Below are 20,073 nucleotides of genomic sequence, written 5' to 3'. Positions count from 1 at the left end.
AGAAAAACCCTTCGACAAGCTCAGGGTTCTTAATTTATGCGTCTAATAAATCTTTATTTACGTGATAGAAAATCTTGTTTTGCATTCCGTAAATCTTAATAAATCCTTTTGCATCATCAGAGCTCCAAGCATTATTTTCTTCACCATAATCAGCAAATCCTGAAGACATTAAATCAAACTCAGAATCAATACCTGTTACCATAAAATGGTATGGACGTAATGTTACAAACACATCACCAGTAACTGTTTTCTGAGAATCTTCTAAGAATTTCTCAATATTACGCATCAAAGGCTCTAAATATTGACCATCATGAAAATAGGTTCCATACGTATTTGCCAAAGGCTCTTTTGTTAACTGTTGTGCCTTAGACAAGGTATGTTTCTCTAACAAATGGTGTGCTTTGATAATTACAGTAGCTGCTGCAGCTTCAAAACCTACACGTCCTTTAATACCCACAATGGTATCTCCAACATGTGTATCTCTACCAATTGCAAACTCAGAAGCAATAGCCTCTAATTTTAAAATATTATTTACAGGTGTATCCTTTACTCCGTTAAAGCCAACAAATTGTCCTTTTTCAAAGGTTAAAGTAACCGCCTCTTCATCATTTCTTTTCAGTTGACTTGGATATGCCGATTCTGGCAACGCTTCCTTAGATTTTAAAGTTTCAACTCCACCTACAGAAGTACCCCATATACCTTTATTGATAGAATATTTAGATTTCTCCCAGTTCATATCTACTCCGTGTTTCACCAAGTAATCAATTTCTACTTGACGAGATAATTTTAAATCACGGATTGGAGTTAAAATTTCTATTTCAGGTGCAATTGTTTGAAAAATCATATCAAAACGAACTTGATCATTCCCTGCTCCTGTACTACCATGAGCGATATATTTTGCACCAATGCTTTTCGCATATTTCACAACCTCAATAGATTGAAAAACACGTTCAGCACTTACAGACAAAGGATAAGTATTGTTTTTCAACACATTACCATACACCATGTACTTAATCGCTTTTGCGTAGTAATCTTCTAAAATATTTTTATTGGTGTGAGAAGTTACTCCCATATCATAGGCTTTCTTTTCTACAACTTCCAACTCTTCTTCGCTAAAACCACCAGTATTCACCAAAATACCGTGTACCTCTAAATTCAATTCGTTGATTAAATACTTCACACAATATGATGTATCCAATCCTCCACTGTATGCTAAAACTACTTTATCCATGATATATTCTTTGCGTTTTACATCCTAAGATGAAAACATTTTTTTATTTATTTTTTTAAAAACAAGGCTTGTTTGATTTTCTTTAAACGAGTCCAAACTTTATTTTTCACCTCTTTTTGAGATTGTTCTGCTTTTGGATCGTGCAACATTCCTGTACACAGACACATTTTTCGATCGTTTCTCGTCAAAATATCATAATTCCTACAAGCTTTACAACCATTCCAAAATGCTTCATCATCCGTTAACTCAGAAAAAGTAACCGGTTTATAACCTAATTCAGCGTTAATTTTCATTACTGCCAAACCTGTTGTAATCCCAAAAATTTTAGCATCAGGATACATTTTTTTAGAATGATCAAACACCTTCTTTTTGATTTTTTTAGCCAAACCAAGATTTCTAAAATCTGGATGTACTATCAAACCGGAATGCACAACGTACTTTTTATTACTCCAAGTTTCTATATAACAAAATCCTGCAAATTTCTCTCCTTCAAGAGCTATTACTGCATTTCCACTCTCAATTTTCTTAACAATATATTCAGGAGATCTTTTGGCAATACCGGTACCTCTAACCTTTGCAGAATCAGCTATGGTATCGCAAATTATCTCTGCATACTTGTTGTGGGAACTATTTGTTGTTACAATTTTCACTCTAAACTCCTTGTCTTATAATTATTTCTAACACATATTCTTTATTCCAAAAAGATGGACTCACCTATCTTCTAATCAATTAACGCCCCAATGGGCGTCGAAAACCTAAAGAATATAAGCGTGCTAAAAGCAGCGCAAAGATACTCTGAAATTTGTTGTTAAAAAAACGTAAAATGAATTGCATTTTGAATTTGATAAAAAAAATATAAATAAAACTTTAATTTTAGGTTTAGAACCTAATTTCCATTTCTAAAATGGTCTCATTATGCCAAGCGCATACAGCGACAGCGCCTTGTCAAGCGTGTCCTAAAGTTTAAAATATATGTTACTTCTTTTTTCATCTGAGGCAAAGATACAATATTTCTATTTTCTAACAACCAATTCACAAATTACCGTATAATATTTTGCTTTTTATTAACCCTTCAATAGTGAATTAGGTCAGTTAAGAACTGTATTTTTACAAAAAATAAAAATTATGGATTTTTCTAAAGTAAAATTAGTGGTAACTGATATGGATGGAACATTACTGAACTCAAATCATGAGGTAAGTGATCGTTTTTTTGAAATCCATAAAAAGCTAAAAGAAAAGAACATTCATTTCGCAGCTGCTAGTGGAAGACAATACCACAGTATCATTAGCAAATTTACGTCCATCAAAAAAGACATAACCGTTATTGCAGAAAATGGAGCTTTTGCAAAACAAGATGAGAAAGAATTATTCACCCTTGAATTGCCTATTGAAAAATTACTTAAAACCATAGAATTTGTAAAAAACATTGACGGACTAGGTATTGTTCTTTGCGGAAAAAAATATGCCTACATAGAAAAATCAAATAAAGAATTTGCAGAAACTTTTAGTCAGTTTTATTCTAGTTATCAATTGGTAGACGACTTAAGAGAAGTAAAGGAGGATACCTTTTTTAAGGTTGCTTTTTACCATCCTGATTGTTCTGAAACCCATATTCTCCCAAAAGTGGCACATCTTGCAGATGAAATGCAGGTAATTGTTTCAGGAAAAAACTGGTTAGATATATCTAATTTAGAAGCTAACAAGGGAAATGCTTTGACACAACTTCAAAAATCGTTACATATTTCTCAAGCAGAAACGATGGCCTTTGGTGATTACAATAATGATTTAAAAATGCTTGAAAAAGCTGACTTTAGCTACGCCATGAAAAACGCCCATCCGAACGTTAAAGAAATTGCAAATTATGAAACCCTTAGCAATGATGAAAGAGGAGTAGACTTTATACTTGAAAACCTTATCAAATAAAACATAAATGCCGAAGTATAATACTTCGGCACTTACGAAACTAAATAAACCTAAATAAAGACGATTAATGTTTTATAAATCGTTTTGTTATATATGTATTATTCTCAAAGAATATTTTTAAATAATATACACCTGTGGAGAGGTCTTGTACATCCAAAGACTCTATATCTCCTAATTTCTTTTTTAATAATTTTCCTGTACTATCAATTAACAAAACCTCTTGCGTAATTAATGGTCCTTTAATATGAATAAAATTCCGGGTAGGATTAGGACTTACAATTACTAAATCCTCTTCTATCAAAGGGACACTCAAACTTCCTCCTTCTGCTTTACTGTACCAATCATCAATTAAAATTGTTCCAACAGTTTGACCGCACTGCAAACGAACTTCTATAGATTCGGTATCTTTTTCGGGTATCACAAAATCATCTGAATACAAATCATATTCATTGGCACCTGTATATTTAGTAGAAGAAATAAAGGTTTCTGAAGTATCATCAGTATAACTTACTTTTATCTGAAACTTAAATCGAGCAGCATCTGGTGATTTAATATACGCTCCTACTGTTACGGTTGCTCCATTAAAATTATTGTAATTCGGGGTGTTAATTAATTTTACTTTTCCAAGAGAACCACCCGTCGTAACAACAATTTGAGCCCCTGAATCTCCGGTATTAGCAGCAGATTCTGAATCAGAAAATGTCGCCGCTTGAGATGCATCCACTAGCAAAGTCCAATCCAAGTCATACCAGCATTCAAATCCTGCATTAAAAATAATTTTATCCGATGCAGAAGGTGCAGCACATCCAAAGTCTTCTACAATACCAGATCCTGTTTCTGTGTTCATATTTTCATACAAATAGTTATTTGTAGTTTTAAAACTTGAATTTGTAACCCTGTGTGTAATTCCTGCTTCAGATCTAAAACTGTATAAGGAATCTTTTAATGCATTTAACGTTGTTGTATTTGTGGTACTCAAATCAGTATTCTCACCAATATCATTGACCACATCAAACAACTCAAAACGATTGTCATATTTATGTTCAATTAATTTATAATTTCCACTTCTTACTGCCGCCATACTTACATTTGCAGTTCCGGTACTTGAAAAATCAAAATTCCAAACAATCGATTTATTTCTAGTCCAACTCGCATCTCCTCCATTCGCATTTGTCAATAATATATCTTGAAAACTCTCACCGTCTAAATGTTGACTTGGTAACAATGGCACTCCAGCCATTTCTAAAAAAGTAGGAAAAAAATCTGTCCCTACTACAGGGGTATCTTCTACAACTCCAGAACGATAATCAGGTCCATAAATAATCAAAGGCAATCGAACTCCACCTTCATACAACCAAGTTTTTCCTCCTCGTAAAGGTTTGCTAGAAGTAGACAACTCCCTTGTCCCACCAATTTCTGTAGTTGACAACCCTCCATTATCTGAAGTAAAAACAATAATTGTATTATCCTCTATTTCATTATCAATCAAATTTTGTCGAATCGCTGCAACACTTTCGTCCATACTTTTTATCATGGCTGCATAAGCTGCATTGTCTTGGTTTAATTTAGCTTGTGCCGTCAATTGATTTTCAGTTTCTGGACCTGTATAATTTTGATTATCAGCTTTTGTTTGAAAATAACTTTCATCAGCTGCTTTTGCCTCTAAAGGGGTGTGCACGGCATAATGCGAAATCATAGTAACAAATGGTACTGTTGGAGAATTCAACACATGGTCATCTATAAACTCTTCCACTTCTTGCGTAATTCGGTCCGTCAAATATTCACCCTCGGCACCACCGGTAGATAAATCTGGTAATACATCATCACCATCAGTATAAGGGTACCAATAACTTGGTGGAGAACCTAAATCACACCCTGCAATATTAATATCAAAACCAAATTTATCAGGATAATGACTAGCATCGTGTCCTAAATGCCATTTTCCAATAAAAAATGTTTTATAACCTTGATCTTTCAAGGCCTGTGCCCAAGTAGTTTCAGCATAGCCTTTTTCATGATTATCACTTGGCAAATACATACCTGAAGAAACTGAGGGTCTAGCCTCAAATTTCCCCGTCATGATAGAGGTTCTGGAAGCCGCACACCTAGGAGCTGCCTCATAACCATGCGTAAAACGAATACCATCTGAAGCCAATTGATCTATATTAGGAGTTTCATAAAACGTAGAACCGTATACAGCAGTATCCATATACCCTAAATCATCTATTAAAATAAAAATAATATTAGGAGAAGTACTCGTAGTAACTTGCGCAAAGGACAAAAATGGACTACTTAGAAGAACTACTAATAAAAGTTTAAATTTAAATATCATGGTATTCATAAATTGGTTCGCTCAAAAGTAATATGCATTACTCCATTTGAGGTTCAATGAACATCTAATATAGTTTCATAAACGTCAAAAGCCCCAAAATCAAAAGACTTTGGGGCTTTTTTTAATATAAAAAACAACTATTCTGAAGCTGGAAAATCTTTTAATATTTCCTTCAAAATAGCGTCTGCCTTATCTTTATCCACCCTATACTCTAAATTTACAGATTTTTTCTCAGGAAACTCCTCGATCATAACTGTCTGAGAAGGAAAAGCAAAACCAACACCAATTTCATTGGCAAACTTTACAAGAGCCATATGTAGCATATGTTTAGAAGATTGCTCAATTGCCCATCCTGGACTTTTAAAATAAACATTCAGCAATATTTGTAAAGCTGAATCTCCAAAACCAACGAACTCAACATTAAATGAATCCGACCTGGTATCCGGATGTTTATCAATAATCTCACGCACTCCTTTAACAAAAATTTCTATTAATTCTGGAGGTGTATCATATCGAATACCTAATGTGGTATTATACCTCCTATACAACCTAAGTCCTTTATTATTAATCACAATCTCAGAGAGTTTACTATTAGGAATTGTAAAAATAGAAGTATCGGCTGCACGAATCCTACTAGATCTAAAACCAACTTCTTCTACAGTACCTTCAACACCTCCACCTTCAATCCAATCTCCAATTTGAAATGGTTTGTCTAAAAAAATCATAAACGTACCAATCAAATTCTTTACAGTATCTTGAGATGCCAATGCCACGGCCAATCCCCCAATAGAAGCACCTGCAATAACAGTAGTAGGATCTACCCCAAAAATGGTTAACATTTTTAGAATACCAACTATGATCACCACACCTCTTGATATCCTTCGTAAAATAGGAGCTAATTGATCATCCAACTTACTTTCCGTTTTCAAGGCATAAGAACTGTAAATATCCATCACCACATTTACAAATTGCAGAAATACATAAATCCAAAAAACAGTTTGAGCAATATGAATTCCATTCAACACAAAAGAATTGATATCTAATGAAAATTGAAACACCGGAACATAGGATTCACACACATAAAAAACTAACAACAACGCTACAGGTCTTGATAACTTTTGCAAAGACTCATTTAAACTACTATGTGAAAATCTTACAAGCGACTTTTCAATAATTTTTAAAAGCGAGAATACAATTTTATTGAAAACAAAAAACAACACAAAGCAAAGTACCAACATTACCACAACACCTAGGTATTGCCACAGTTCAAATCCAAAAAACACTTTATGACCCACTTTGGGTATTGATGTTTTTAAAAGCTCTGTCCCCAATGGATATACCTGTCTATACAAATCATCAAGATGAGCAATCGTCTCTACACTATAATACCAATTGTCATTTATTTTTTCTACATATACCTGCGGCATTTGATTTGGAAAAAGAACATATTTACTCTTATAATCAAAACCATTCAAAGTATCTAAATAATTAGGATTCGATGGTAAAATATTAATATCAACTCTTAGACCTTTACCATCCAAAATCTGTTTTAATTTAACCGCACAGTCCTCTGCTGCGTCACCTTGCAAACCATATATAGTTTTTGCTGCCTTAGATTTATCAAAACTACTTTCTTGTAAAAAATAAAGATGAGTATAGATTGTTGTTCTTGGACTTGATAAATCTGGTTGAACTTCACTCTTTTGAGCAAAACACGAAATAGAAACAAATAATAATATTATAATTTTTCTCATACAACGTAAATATAAATAAGTTCTATAATATAAAATTACGCCAATACTCTAAAAGTTCAAAAGCACACTAGAAAAAACGGCACGATTAATAAACTTACCTTCTTTTTTTAGGTTTCCTTTTTTTCGAATTAGATTTCTCAGAAGCATTCCCTTTCTTTCCTTTCCCTAGAACACTAACAAATTCTTGTTTACCCTGATTTCTTTTGCCTTTACTTCCACGCCTTCTTCCTTTTGGAGTATCCACTGCATCATCAAAGGTATTTTTAACCTTAAAATTCTTCTTGTTTTTATGAAACTTTGGGTTATCCGGAAGCAAACGATCTGCCAAATCTTTACGTCCAACGTTCGTTAAAGTTTTTCGAATCCAATCTTGATTTTCTTTTTTATACCAAAAGAAGAAACGATGTTGCTCATCTTTTTCTTTTTTTGTTTTTGGAGTTTTCATCTTCTCCAAGGTATAAGGATGATAACCACTATAGTATATCACAGTAGCAACTGTCATAGGTGTAGGTGTAAAACCTTGTACCTGCTCTAATTTGAACCCCATATCTTTGGTTTCCGCTGCTAAATTTGCCATATCTTCTAGCTCACTCGCAGGATGACTTGATATAAAATAAGGAATCAACTGTAAATTTAATTTTTTACGTAGATTGATTTTATCGAATAGTTTTTTAAACTGGTGAAAATTTGAAAATGATGGTTTTCTCATCAATTTCAAAACAGGATCAGAAGTGTGTTCTGGAGCTACCTTTAACCTACCAGAAACGTGATTTGTTATAACTTCTTCTGTATAATCTTCTAATTCTTTTGGACAGGCATTTTTATTAAATTCAGGAACCAACATATCATATCGAATTCCAGAACCAATAAAAGATTTTTTCACCTTAGGATGCTTATCAACAGACTGATACAAATCAGTCATTGCAGCATGCGATGTATCTAAATTTGAACAAATTACAGGATTGATACAAGAAGGAGCCACACACTTGTCACAAATTTCTTGAACTTTTCCTTTCATTTGATACATATTCGCAGACGGACCACCAATATCAGACAAATACCCTTTAAAATCAGGCATGTTCGCTACATGGTCTACTTCTTTCAAAATAGATTCTTTACTTCTACTGGCAATAAATTTTCCTTGGTGAGCAGAAATAGTACAAAAACTACAACCACCAAAACAACCACGATGTGTATTGATTGAAAATTTGATCATTTCAAACGCAGGAATAGGACCACGCTTGTTATATTTTGGATGAGGCAAACGAGTATATGGCAAATCAAAAGATGCATCAATTTCCTTTTCTATCATCGTAGGGTAAGGAGGATTGATAATAATGGTACTATCTTGATAATCTTGTAATATTCGAGCCCCATAAGTTTTATTCGACTCTTGTTCTATCGTTTTAAAATTTGCCGCAAAAGTTTTCTTGTCCTTTACACAAGCCTCATGTGAGCTAAGAATTTTATCCTTCCAATTCTTATTTACTGGAAGTCCTTCTTTTTTAGGACGCACAATAGAAGTCTGTTTTATGGTTGTCAAAGATTCAAAAGGAACTCCTTTTTGCATCAAAGTAACAACTTCCTTTAAGGGCTGTTCTCCCATTCCATACACCAACATGTCCGCACCTGATTCTACTAACATAGACGGCTTTAACTTATCTGTCCAATAATCATAATGTGTTACACGACGCAAGGAAGCCTCTATCCCACCAACCAAAACAGGGACATCTGGAAATTTATCTTTTAAAATTTTGCTATAAACCGTAGCTGCATAATCTGGTCGAAAGCCCTTATCCCCATTTGGAGTATAAGCGTCCTTATCACGTTGTCTCTTACTTGCAGTATAGTTACTTACCATAGAATCCATGACCCCAGAAGTAACACCAAAAAACAATTTAGGTTTCCCTAATTTTGTAAAATCTTGAAGGTTATCGTGTACAGAAGGCTGCGGAACAATGGCTACTTTTAGTCCGTAGCTTTCCAACAAACGCCCAATAACAGCGGGTCCAAAGGAAGGATGATCTACATAGGCATCTCCACTAAAAAGAATTACATCCAATTCTTCCCATCCTCTTAACTTAACCTCCTTATTGGTTGTTGGCAACCAACTTGACAAACGTAATTCTTGCATTTTGCAAAGATAAGCAAACTAGAGTTTGAAATAACCCTACATTTTTTTGAATTCTTTAGATCGTCTTAGAAAATAAATTATTTCTCATTGAAGATCTTTGGAGTAGTAAATCAAAAGCCATACAAATATTCCGAACAAAAGGACGGGCTTTTTCAGGAACTATTAGCCCATTTTCAGAAATCTCAACCAAACCATCTTTTTCTAACTCTTCTAATCTTTTTAATGCTTCTGAAAGCTCTGGAAACTGCATGGATTCGTCCTCCCATGTTGTTTTAAAATGACAAATAATATTTAAAATATGCTTTCGAATGATCAAATCTTCACCACTTAACAAATGCCCCTTAAAAACAGGAAACTCTCCTTTACCAACTAACTCTTGATATTCTTTAACTGTTTTTACATTTTGAGCAAAACTATACCAAGAATCGGCAATAGAAGACATTCCTAAACCAACCATCAACTGTGTTTTATGGGCAGAATACCCCATAAAATTTCGATGTAATTTCTCAGTCTTCATAGAGGTGAATAAAGAATCTGTTGTCAACGCAAAATGATCCATTCCAACTTCTTTATAACCACAATCTTCCAATAACTTTTTACCAGATTCATACAATGAACGTTTCACTTCATTATCAGGAAGATCATTTTCATCAAAACCACGTTGCCCAACTCCTTTGACCCATGGCACATGGGCATAACTATAAAAAGCAATTCTATCTGGCCTGAACTCATTGGTTTTACGGATGGTATTCAAAACATCTTCTAAAGTTTGAAATGGCAAACCAAAAACCAAATCATGACTTATAGAAGTATACCCAATTTCTCTAGCAAGTTTCGTGACATTCTCAACATTTGATGCCGGTTGAATTCTATGAATAGCTTTTTGTACTTTAATATTGTAATCTTGAACTCCAAAACTTACTCTTGTAAACCCAAAATCATACAATGTTTGCAGATGTTCCCTTGTGGTATTATTCGGATGTCCTTCAAAACTATATTCATAATTCACATGCCTTTTGGCTGAACCAAATATCCCCGTTAAAAGTCTATTTAAATTTTCAGGACTAAAAAAAGTTGGAGTACCACCACCAAAATGCAATTCCCTTATAACCGGAATCTCTTCAAATAAATCAACATACAATTGCCATTCTTTTAACAAAGCTTCAATATACGGATTTTCAACTTCATGCCTTTTAGTAATTCTTTTATGACACGCACAAAAAGTACACAAACTTTCACAAAACGGAAGGTGGATATACAAACTTATTCCTTCTGTTTTATTGGTTTCATCAAATGAAAATTTAGCCGTTCTTTTCCAATCTTCAATTGAAATCCCATCCTTATCCCAATAGGGAACTGTTGGGTAACTTGTATATCTAGGCCCTGGGATATTATATTTTCTGATTAAAAGTTCATTCATAGAATTATTTTTACGAAAGCAAAATTAAACAGGAATGAACAAACCAATAATGACAAATGTCATTTTATTCTAACATCACATTGGAAAAAATCACTATTTTTAAGAGTCTGTAATAAAAACTTTAAAATTCCTTGCTATGACTTTATTCATAAAAAATTTCTTCCTTGTATGTCTGTTTATCTTTTTAGCATCATGCAAAAACACTCAACCTCAAAAAGAAAAAAAATACATTTCTAATAAAGTTAGTGCTATTTCAAGAACATTAAATGAAAACATCACTAAATACACGTTGATCGCAAATTTAGATCATCATAAAATGGCCCAAGACAAAGGGGTCTATACCCCTCCTTCCATAGCTACCATATTTTCATCAACAGAAATTAATACAGCCCTGATCAAAAAAAATCAATTGACTGCTTTAGACCTTCCGTTTAAAATTCTTTGCTATGCAGAAAAAGACACAACCGGTGTAAATATTGCCTATACCTCTGCTGAATTTATTTCTAAACGACATGATATTCCTTTAAGTCAATTAAAAAGTTACCATCAAGGTATGAATCAAATTCTAGCCAATCTACCAACTAATTTAATTTCAAATACGGTCACTAAGAACGTTACAAAAAATTTCGGAATAGTCAGCATTAAATCTGAATACAACTTCGAAACGACGGTGAAAAATTTAAAAAACATTGTATTGTCGCAAAACGACACACAGTGGTTTGGAGCTATTGATTTTCAAAAAGAAGCTAAAAACTTAAATATCGAGATTAGGCCTACTAAATTGTTACTATTTGGAGGACCTGCTCCTGGAGGTAAAGCCATGTTTACCACACCAAAAATTGGCTTAGATGCCTTTTGCCAAAAATTATTAGTTTACGAAGACTCACAAAAGAATTGCAGTATCGTTTATAATGACATCGTAGCTTTTTCTGAGTTATACTACAACACATCCACAAAACCACAAAAATTTATAAATAATAGATTAAAGGCAACCTTTACAAAAGCGGTCAAAAAGCAACAATAAGAGCTCTGTATTAAAACCTAGTTATTCATTCCCGTAATTGTGATAATAAAATTGTAAATTTATCCTCTGAATGGAGTTATATCTATTCAAATGAATTAGCTCAAACCAATCAACATGACCTCATTATCTTTGAATAACCTTCAAAAAGAAATGACTGACAATCATTTATACCTTAACTTAACGGAATTACAAATTACGCAACTTAAATCTCAAGGCTGCTCCTCTAAATGTTGGGAAACAGTTTGGATTACTGACAAAACTGATCTTTCAAAAATTCAACATGTTACTTTTAGCAGCGACGTTAAGTTAGGTGCAATTAGCGGAGAAAACACTTCTTTTGGCGGAGTTATAAGAGATAATGGTATCTACAATGCGCATTTACACAATTGCAATATTGGAGACAACCCTTTTATCAAAAATGTAAAGAACTATATTGCAAATTATATCATTGGAAACAATGTAATTATCGAAAACGTAGGTCATATTGCCGTGAATGGTACCTCTACCTTTGGTAACGGAACTATAGTAGAAACGATAAACGAAGGGGGTGGACGAGAAATCCCTATTTACGATAATCTTTCTGCACAAATTGCTTATATCCTGGCCTTATATAGACACAGAGATGATTTAATTTCCAATTTAAAGGAAATGATCAACAACTACACAAATGCTATTGAATCCAACATTGGAACCATAAAAGATGATGTACGAATTCTAAACTGTAAATCTATAAAAAACACCAATATTGGAGGAAACGCAAAACTTGAAGGTGTCGCTAGTTTAAAAAACGGAAGCATCAATTCTTACCAAGATGCTCCTGTTTATATAGGATCTGAAGTAATGGCAGAGAATTTTATCATCTCAAGTAACAGCTCCATTGACAACGCTACGATAGTATCTAATTGTTTTGTGGGACAAGGTTGTATTTTAGACAAACATTACTCAGCAGAACATTCCCTATTTTTCGCAAATAGTCAAGGATTTAATGGAGAAGCGTGTTCTATATTTGCAGGACCATATACTGTTACACATCATAAATCTACGTTACTTATTGCTGGGATGTTTTCATTCATGAATGCAGGAAGTGGATCCAACCAAAGTAACCACATGTACAAACTAGGGCCAATTCATCAAGGGATTCTAGAAAGAGGTGCAAAAACAACCAGTAACTCATATGTTTTATGGCCTTCAAAAATAGGTGCTTTTACTTTGGTTTCAGGAAGACATTATAAAAATGTGGACTCATCAAACCTACCATTCTCTTATTTGATTGAATCAAAAAACGACAGTATTTTAATACCTGGAATCAATTTAAGAAGTGTTGGAACTGTTAGAGATGCTCAAAAATGGCCAAAGCGAGACAATCGCTATATAAACCACAGAACAGATATTATCAATTTTAATTTATTAAGTCCCTTTACCATTCATAAAATAGATGGTGGCTTACAAACATTAAAAGACCTCGAACGATTGTCTGGAAACGGTGCTAAAGAGTACAGCTATGCTGGCATGAAAATAAAGGAAAGCTCTCTAAAAAAAGGGATTAATATCTATACCATTGTCATTAACAAATTTCTTGGAAACTCAATCATTAGTAGAATTCAAAACAACTCTATCCAAAACAAAGAAGAACTCATTTCTATTCTTCAACCCAACTCAGATATTGGAAAAGGGAAATGGCTAGATGTTAGTGGTATGATTTGCCCTATTGAAAGCTTAGACAGTTTCCTAAATGATATTGAAAATAAAACTATTGATAGTCTGGAAAAAGCTCAACAAAAGCTAGAGGAAATCCATAGTAACTATTATGAATATGAATGGAATTGGGCTAGCTCACTTCTAGAAAAACATTTTAATATATCATTAAACAAGATCACTCCAGAAAATGTAATTGACATTGTTAAACAATGGATCAATTCTGTTGTTGAGCTTGACAATTTACTTTATGAAGATGCAAAAAAAGAATTCTCTTTATCTACGCAAGTTGGTTTTGGAGTAGACGGAAACCTTAAAGAACGTGAAAAAGATTTTGCGAGTGTGAGAGGTGATTTCAAAAGCAATGCAACGGTTCAAGAAATATTGAATCATGTTGATAAGAAAACCAAATTATCTAATGATATTATACAACAACTGCAAAAGTTAGCATAAAAAAAGGGACTACAATTTGTAGTCCCTTTTTTATTAGTAAATCATCCATGATTTGATTACTTTTCCAAAATAACCATCTTCGGTATCGCTATAAAAACGAACCCAAGAACTAACGCTATCAAACCTGTAAGATCTTAATTCTGAGCCTTCTGAACTACTTTTTAGGTTTGGCTCACCAAGTTCTTCAATAACGCTGGACATAGTTGAGCTATTTATCCTCCACCCATATGGCAAATCATAAGGATAATCATTAAACCAAACATTACCATTATCCGTCGGTGTATAGTAATTTGAACTAAAGATGTTAATATGACTAACAACTTCTGTAGTTCGATTCAACGATAGACTAAGCCCAATCAAATGATAACTTAAATATTCATATCGTTTGTCATCCGACGTAGAGGTATAAGATGGTTCACCTAATAACTTTAGAATTTTTTCTTTTTTGTCTACATCGACTTTAATCCCCTCAACAATTTTCCCAGCCTTTACTCCATGTTCAAAAAAACCAACATTTACAGTTTGAACTTCATCAGAATAATTTCCGTTAGAATCTTTTAAAGCCACATAGACTTTACCTACTACCGATGCATCAGAACTAATTTCATAAACTCCGTTTGCAATACGTTCAAATTCGATACTTGAAGGTTTATTTGACGTAAGTTCAATTTCTGAATACCCAGATCCATCAATCGTTAACGTAATTGTTTCATCGATGAAAGTCATCTCTTTTGACACTTCAATTCCACTAAAAATCATGGACTCCAACTCCTCTCCGGAATCCTCAGAACACGAAGCTAATACCAATACAGCAAAAAGCCATATTGACATAGATTTAAAAATTTTCATATAATTATAGGTTTAAGTTAACAAACACTATTATTTCTTTCTCTGAAAACATAGCATTTTTATAAACGTAAATATAACGCTTATAAAACAACCTACAAAGGAATATTAATAGTTATCCTGGTACCCTCACCAATTGCTGAATTAATAAACAAACGACCATTTACATAGTTTACACGCTCACGCATAAAAAACAACCCCATCCCCAAACCTTTCTCCGAGTTTATCATCTGACTGGTATCAAATCCATTTCCATTATCATCAATCATGATGCTTAAAAGATCCTTAGTATGTGTTACCGAGACTAAAACATAGGTAGAGTCAGCATACTTCAAAGCGTTATTTGTTGCTTCTTGCGCTACTCTATATAGGTTTGTTTCCGTTAACGAATCAAAACGTTCATTAAAATTTGTTTTGTTTTCAAACAATATATTTTTCCCCGAAAGTTTAGATATTTCCTGAGTCATTTTACGCAATGCTGGAGCAATCCCATGATCTATTAATTCAGGAGGCGTCAAACTAAAAGTTACAGCTCTAACATCTTTTATTAATTGCCCAAATACTACTTTTAAATCTGCTAATTTTTCTTCTGCCTTTTCAGGATTCTCTAAATTTATTGACTCTACACTAAACTTCAATGCGGTAAGAATTTGACCAATACCATCATGAATATCTTTGGCAATACGTTTTCTTTCACCTTCTTGCGCTTCAACAATCTGACTGGCTTGATCTTTCTGCAACTGTACTTTACTTTCGTATTCTTCTTGCTTTATTCTATCTATTTCTTCCTGAGTCTCTTTCCTTTCAGTAATATTATTTCCAAGAATAAACAAACTTTGTTTTCCATGAGCTCTGTTCATAGGAATGACAGAAATCTCCATCCATAAACTTTCACCCGTTTTTGAGGTCAGTTCAACTTCACCAATCCAACTTTTTTGACGAGTTGTTAAAAAAACATCTTTCAATTTTTGTTGTTGTCCTTCTTTTTGGGCTAATAATAATTCTATGGAGCCTCGAATATCATTTTTCTCTAATTTTAATAAATCAGAAAATTTTTTACTCATATAAAGCACTGTACCATCCAATTTCGTACTTGCAAATAAGGCTGCATTATCAACAACAAAATTCAAACTTTCTAACTCTTGGTAAGCAATTTCTTTCAATTCGTACTGCTCTTTCAACTCCGCTATCTGCTCTTTGTTATAAATATTTGATTTGACGAGAATTTGAATTATTTTTTGAAAATACTGCTTTACAAAAACAAGAATAATCAACACAAAAAACAGTACGGCTAACAGCGATAATGAAAATTCCACTTGAAAAAAATTCAAAAGCATGTACAAAAATACTGGCAAACCTGCCAATAACAGAAAAGACCGTACTAAAAGTCTTTTTAAAAGTAAAGGGATATTTGTGTATTCAATTTTATTCTTCTGCATTTTGCAAAAGTATAAAAAAGAATACAACTGTATTTGAATTCCTTCAAATTGAGAATTCTATTACAAACCAAGGGCTTTTTTAACTAGAGCCAATCCTTGATCAGAATAAGATAATTGTAGTGCAGCATCATGTCCTTTTTCCGACATTTTTTTCCAAGTCTTCTGAACAATATCCACAATCTTTTCTTCTGAATGTTTTTCAATAAATGGATCAAAATAAAACTGCAGAAACACCAAACAGATAACATCTTCAATGGTTTGAGTTTCTTCGTTTCTTTTCAGCTGCTTCTTTTGCAACAAAAAGGAAACTTTTTCTTGAACTTCTATACCATACCCTACTGTCTCTAAAATTTCAGAAGCTTTTTGTGCATGAAATTTTTTCAATTCCGTTCTCCATTTAAGGTATCCTGGTCTGTTCATCTCATAAGAGTCTCTTGGTATTTCCCAACGACAAATATGTTGACAACGTGCTGCAAGTTGAACTTCTTCAGAAGCCTTGGCATCAAAACCATTTAACATCTCAGTCATACGCTGACCATAAAGTACCTCTTTAGAATACTCTTTACCCTCCCAAATTTCTTTGTTAGGATCATTTGCGTTTGCCTGATCAAATAAATTAATTGCTTCTTGAAATTTTGCTGATACCATAGTTCTAAAAATTGAAAAGATCCAACACAAAGGTGCTGAATCTTTTACAAAAATAAAATTAATTTAGATCTTCTTGGTGTTTTAAAACAAAAAATCTTTGGCTAAATATCTATTCAGAAAATCCTAAATACACAAATCCATCTTCTATCTTCACAGGGTAAACTGCAATAGAGTCTAAATCGCCATTCAAATTCTCTCCATTTTCTAAAGAGAATGTTTTTTTATGCAACGGACACGCCACTTTTGGTGTCCCACAGTCATCTCCAATCATACCTCTAGAAAGAACCATCTCCATCTTATGAGGACATAAGTTTTGGCAAGCATACCACTTATTTTCTCTAGTGAAATTAAATACGGCAATTTGCTTATCATTGTATTTCACACATGCACCACCATTTTCAGGAAACTTAGATACTGGAGCTGCTTTAAACCAAACTTTTACTTCATCAACGTTAGTTGTAAAATACTTTTCTAATACTGCTGACATAATTTTTATTTTTTACCCCTCTTAGGGATTAATTACTGTTACTCTTTTAATACACTATTACAATCTGTTCTATAAGAGGATCACAATTCAAAAACAACCTAAATTATCAAAAGTTTGCTTTTGAATTATTGTGCTCCTCCATTCATAGAAATCAAACTATCTTTATGCATTCCACAATTCAGGCATTTTTTGTTCTCTTAAAGGAACGAAATTTAAATTTTCGTCAATCTCTTCAGAGTTTACAAAATGACTATACCTATTTTGTATCTCAATATTTTCTATGGCTTGTTTCCACTCACACTTATAAGTATCAATCAATCCAGCCATTTCTTTATCTAAATCTTCACAGATTCCTAAACTATCATTAATTACAACATCTTTAAGATATTCAATACCTCCTTCTAGTTTATCTAACCATGCTGCTGTTCTTTGCAGTGGTAGTGCTGTTTTGATGTAAAACATCAAAAATCTATCTACATACTTCACAACCGTTTCGTTGTCTATTTTCTCTGCTAACAACTCTGCATGTTTAGGATTTGCTCCTCCGTTACCTGCAACATATAAATTCCAACCACCTTCTACAGCAATCATTCCAAAATCCTTACAACGTGCTTCTGCACACTCACGAATACATCCTGAAACCCCACCTTTAAATTTGTGCGGAGAACGGATTCCTTTGTATCTATTCTCTACCTCGATAGCAAAACTTACACTTTCATCCATTCCATAACGGCACCATGTAGAACCTACACAACTTTTTACAGTTCTTAAAGATTTTCCATAAGCATGTCCACTTTCAAAACCTTCATCAATTAAGTCCTTCCATATTTTTGGCAACTCATCTAAACGAGCCCCAAACATATCAATACGTTGCCCCCCTGTAATTTTTGTATACAAGTCATATTTCTTAGCAATTTCCCCTAATACGATTAATTGCTGAGGAGTAATTTCTCCACCAGCTACACGAGGAACAACGGAATAAGTACCATTTCTTTGAATATTTGCCAAGAACCTATCATTTGAATCTTGAATAGTTTCTTGCTCATTTGCTGTTTCATTATAAATACTTGCAAATAACGAAGCCAATGCAGGCTTACAAATCTCACAACCATTTCCTTTTCCATGAGAATCTAAAATCTCATCATATGATTTAATTCCTTTTGTTGAAATGATATCAAATAACTCTTGTCTTGAATAATCAAAATGTTCACAGATATTTTGTTTTACAGTTTTACCTGAAGCCTTTAAAGTCTCATCTAAAATATCTTGTACCATTGGTTTACAACCTCCACAACCTGTAGTAACTTTAGTGTCCGCTGCCAATCCTTTTAAAGTATCAACTCCTTCTTCTATTTTACAACATATTGCTCCTTTGGTTACCGACTCACATGAACAAACAACAGCTTCATCTGGTAAATCTAACACAGACCCCATACTTGCTCCTTCTCCTCCTCTAGAACCTAAAATCAAGTCCTCTGGATTTTCTGGAATAGCCAACCCATTTAAAAATATTTGATGCAACATATTGTAATCACTTGCATCACCAACCAAAATACCTCCTAATAACGATTTACCGTCTTTAGAGACATTGATTGTTTTATATATTCCTTGGAACTTGTTTTCGTATACTATACTAATTCCTTCTTTACTCTCATTTAATGCATCACCAAAACTTGCAACATCAATACCACTCAGTTTTAATTTTGTTGACATATCAATAGATATTGGCATCGAAGCCTCTGTTTCTCCTAAGATTTGATCTACTGCTACCCCAGCCATATCATAACCTGGTGCTACCAAACCATAAATCATTTGATTTAACAAAGCACACTCTCCAATTGCATAAATATTTTCATCAGAAGTCTTCATGTCATTCGTTACAAGTATTCCACCTCTTGTACCAACTTCTAATCCGCATGTTTTTGCTAACTCATCTCTTGGACGAATCCCCGCAGAAACTAACAACATATCAACAGGCAAAGTTTCCTCTTTAGAAAACTTCATTCCCGTAATTGCTCCGTCACCTTCTATATTTTGAGTTCCTTTATTTAAAAGAATATCAATGCCTAAATCTTCTAACTTCCCTTGAAGAACTTTACTCGCATCATTATCCAATTGTCTTGGCATCAATCGAGGCGCAAACTCAACAACAGAAACATCAAGTCCCATATCAATAATTGCTTTTCCAGCTTCTAATCCCAAAAGACCTCCACCCAAAATAGCAGCCTTACCATCAGGCTTTTGTTTTTTTATTTCAGCAACATATGCCATCGTTGCATCTAAATCCTCAATAGTTCTATATACAAACACACCCTCTTTTTCAACACCAGGAATTGGTGGTACAAAAGCTGAAGACCCTGTAGCTAAAATGATATAATCGTATGAATATTCTTTATCACTAATCGTAGTAATCGTTTTATTTGACCTATGAATATCTGTCACACGCTCATTCGTAATCAACTCTATTCCATTCTCTTCGTACCAAGATCTAGGTGCCATACTCAATCGTTCTGCATTTTGATCTGCAAAATACTCGCTTAAATGCACTCTATCATATGCTGGTCTTGGCTCTTCACCGAATACTATCAATTTGAATTCAGTTAGATCTGCTTTCGCTACAAATTTTTCGCAAAATTTGTACCCTACCATACCGTTTCCTATAACTAAAATCGTTTTCATATTCTATG

The 20,073-nt window shown here is 33.6% G+C and carries 14 protein-coding genes; 3 read left to right on the top strand and 11 right to left on the bottom strand.

The annotated features are described in order from the left end of the window. Positions 1 to 34: 34 nt before the first annotated feature. Positions 35 to 1,231: an argininosuccinate synthase gene (locus AC2DGP_RS12530; RefSeq protein ID WP_152286809.1), complete on the bottom strand. Its 1,197-nt coding sequence runs from the start codon at positions 1,229 to 1,231 to the stop codon at positions 35 to 37. Between the two features lie 47 nt (positions 1,232 to 1,278). Then, complete coding sequence (locus AC2DGP_RS12525; RefSeq protein ID WP_484490402.1) at positions 1,279 to 1,881, bottom strand: GNAT family N-acetyltransferase; 603 nt, start codon at positions 1,879 to 1,881, stop codon at positions 1,279 to 1,281. Between the two features lie 475 nt (positions 1,882 to 2,356). On the opposite strand from AC2DGP_RS12525, the gene AC2DGP_RS12520 reads away from it, so the two are divergent. Next, on the top strand, positions 2,357 to 3,154 hold the full coding sequence (locus AC2DGP_RS12520; protein ID WP_484490401.1) for an HAD family hydrolase: 798 nt from the start codon (positions 2,357 to 2,359) through the stop codon (positions 3,152 to 3,154). A gap of 64 nt (positions 3,155 to 3,218) precedes the next feature. On the opposite strand, the gene AC2DGP_RS12515 is transcribed toward AC2DGP_RS12520, so the two are convergent. The 4 genes from AC2DGP_RS12515 to hemN form a co-directional block, all read right to left on the bottom strand. After that, positions 3,219 to 5,486, bottom strand: coding sequence for a sulfatase-like hydrolase/transferase (locus AC2DGP_RS12515; protein WP_484490400.1), 2,268 nt, complete (start codon positions 5,484 to 5,486; stop codon positions 3,219 to 3,221). Positions 5,487 to 5,623: 137 nt separating this feature from the next. Next, the gene (locus AC2DGP_RS12510) at positions 5,624 to 7,240 is read right to left on the bottom strand and encodes a mechanosensitive ion channel family protein (protein ID WP_484490399.1); all 1,617 of its coding nucleotides are present in this window, start codon (positions 7,238 to 7,240) and stop codon (positions 5,624 to 5,626) included. Between the two features lie 94 nt (positions 7,241 to 7,334). Continuing rightward, positions 7,335 to 9,374: a YgiQ family radical SAM protein gene (locus tag AC2DGP_RS12505; protein WP_484490398.1), complete on the bottom strand. Its 2,040-nt coding sequence runs from the start codon at positions 9,372 to 9,374 to the stop codon at positions 7,335 to 7,337. Positions 9,375 to 9,429: 55 nt separating this feature from the next. Next, entirely contained in the window at positions 9,430 to 10,794 is a 1,365-nt protein-coding gene (hemN, locus tag AC2DGP_RS12500) for an oxygen-independent coproporphyrinogen III oxidase (RefSeq protein ID WP_484490397.1), read from the bottom strand. A gap of 136 nt (positions 10,795 to 10,930) precedes the next feature. Here hemN and AC2DGP_RS12495 point away from each other — a divergent pair, with 136 nt between their 5' ends. Together AC2DGP_RS12495 and AC2DGP_RS12490 are read left to right on the top strand one after the other, a co-directional pair. Beyond that, positions 10,931 to 11,818, top strand: a complete 888-nt coding sequence (locus AC2DGP_RS12495; RefSeq protein ID WP_484490396.1) for a DUF302 domain-containing protein — start codon at positions 10,931 to 10,933, stop codon at positions 11,816 to 11,818. 114 nt (positions 11,819 to 11,932) lie between these two features. Then, positions 11,933 to 13,966, top strand: a complete 2,034-nt coding sequence (locus tag AC2DGP_RS12490; RefSeq protein ID WP_484490395.1) for a DUF4954 family protein — start codon at positions 11,933 to 11,935, stop codon at positions 13,964 to 13,966. Positions 13,967 to 13,999: 33 nt separating this feature from the next. Here AC2DGP_RS12490 and AC2DGP_RS12485 read toward each other — a convergent pair whose 3' ends face one another. The 5 genes from AC2DGP_RS12485 to nirB form a co-directional block, all read right to left on the bottom strand. After that, positions 14,000 to 14,815 carry a hypothetical protein gene (locus AC2DGP_RS12485; protein WP_484490394.1) on the bottom strand — a complete coding sequence of 272 codons (816 nt, stop codon included), beginning with the start codon at positions 14,813 to 14,815 and terminating at the stop codon, positions 14,000 to 14,002. 92 nt (positions 14,816 to 14,907) lie between these two features. After that, positions 14,908 to 16,251 (bottom strand): PAS domain-containing sensor histidine kinase, encoded by a 1,344-nt coding sequence (locus AC2DGP_RS12480; protein WP_484490393.1) that lies wholly within the window; start codon positions 16,249 to 16,251, stop codon positions 14,908 to 14,910. Between the two features lie 60 nt (positions 16,252 to 16,311). Beyond that, positions 16,312 to 16,899, bottom strand: a complete 588-nt coding sequence (locus tag AC2DGP_RS12475) for a DUF4202 domain-containing protein (RefSeq protein ID WP_484490392.1) — start codon at positions 16,897 to 16,899, stop codon at positions 16,312 to 16,314. 109 nt (positions 16,900 to 17,008) lie between these two features. Beyond that, entirely contained in the window at positions 17,009 to 17,386 is a 378-nt protein-coding gene (gene nirD / locus AC2DGP_RS12470; protein WP_484490391.1) for a nitrite reductase small subunit NirD, read from the bottom strand. Between the two features lie 162 nt (positions 17,387 to 17,548). Next, positions 17,549 to 20,065 carry a nitrite reductase large subunit NirB gene (gene nirB, locus AC2DGP_RS12465; protein ID WP_484490390.1) on the bottom strand — a complete coding sequence of 839 codons (2,517 nt, stop codon included), beginning with the start codon at positions 20,063 to 20,065 and terminating at the stop codon, positions 17,549 to 17,551. Positions 20,066 to 20,073 lie beyond the last annotated feature (8 nt).

This window comes from Flavicella sp. IMCC45537 (assembly GCF_057197705.1).
This window is presented reverse-complemented; position numbering and strand designations above follow the sequence as displayed.

Excerpts from the sequence above, each read along its gene's own strand:
- AC2DGP_RS12480 (WP_484490393.1), bottom strand. The coding sequence starts at position 16,251 with ATGCAGAAGAATAAAATTGAATACACAAATATCCCTTTACTTTTAAAA.
- AC2DGP_RS12475 (WP_484490392.1), bottom strand. The coding sequence starts at position 16,899 with ATGGTATCAGCAAAATTTCAAGAAGCAATTAATTTATTTGATCAGGCA.
- AC2DGP_RS12505 (WP_484490398.1), bottom strand. The coding sequence starts at position 9,374 with ATGCAAGAATTACGTTTGTCAAGTTGGTTGCCAACAACCAATAAGGAG.
- nirD (WP_484490391.1), bottom strand. The coding sequence starts at position 17,386 with ATGTCAGCAGTATTAGAAAAGTATTTTACAACTAACGTTGATGAAGTA.
- hemN (WP_484490397.1), bottom strand. The coding sequence starts at position 10,794 with ATGAATGAACTTTTAATCAGAAAATATAATATCCCAGGGCCTAGATAT.
- AC2DGP_RS12520 (WP_484490401.1), top strand. The coding sequence starts at position 2,357 with ATGGATTTTTCTAAAGTAAAATTAGTGGTAACTGATATGGATGGAACA.
- AC2DGP_RS12530 (WP_152286809.1), bottom strand. The coding sequence starts at position 1,231 with ATGGATAAAGTAGTTTTAGCATACAGTGGAGGATTGGATACATCATAT.
- nirB (WP_484490390.1), bottom strand. The coding sequence starts at position 20,065 with ATGAAAACGATTTTAGTTATAGGAAACGGTATGGTAGGGTACAAATTT.
- AC2DGP_RS12510 (WP_484490399.1), bottom strand. The coding sequence starts at position 7,240 with ATGAGAAAAATTATAATATTATTATTTGTTTCTATTTCGTGTTTTGCT.
- AC2DGP_RS12485 (WP_484490394.1), bottom strand. The coding sequence starts at position 14,815 with ATGAAAATTTTTAAATCTATGTCAATATGGCTTTTTGCTGTATTGGTA.
- AC2DGP_RS12490 (WP_484490395.1), top strand. The coding sequence starts at position 11,933 with ATGACCTCATTATCTTTGAATAACCTTCAAAAAGAAATGACTGACAAT.
- AC2DGP_RS12515 (WP_484490400.1), bottom strand. The coding sequence starts at position 5,486 with ATGATATTTAAATTTAAACTTTTATTAGTAGTTCTTCTAAGTAGTCCA.
- AC2DGP_RS12495 (WP_484490396.1), top strand. The coding sequence starts at position 10,931 with ATGACTTTATTCATAAAAAATTTCTTCCTTGTATGTCTGTTTATCTTT.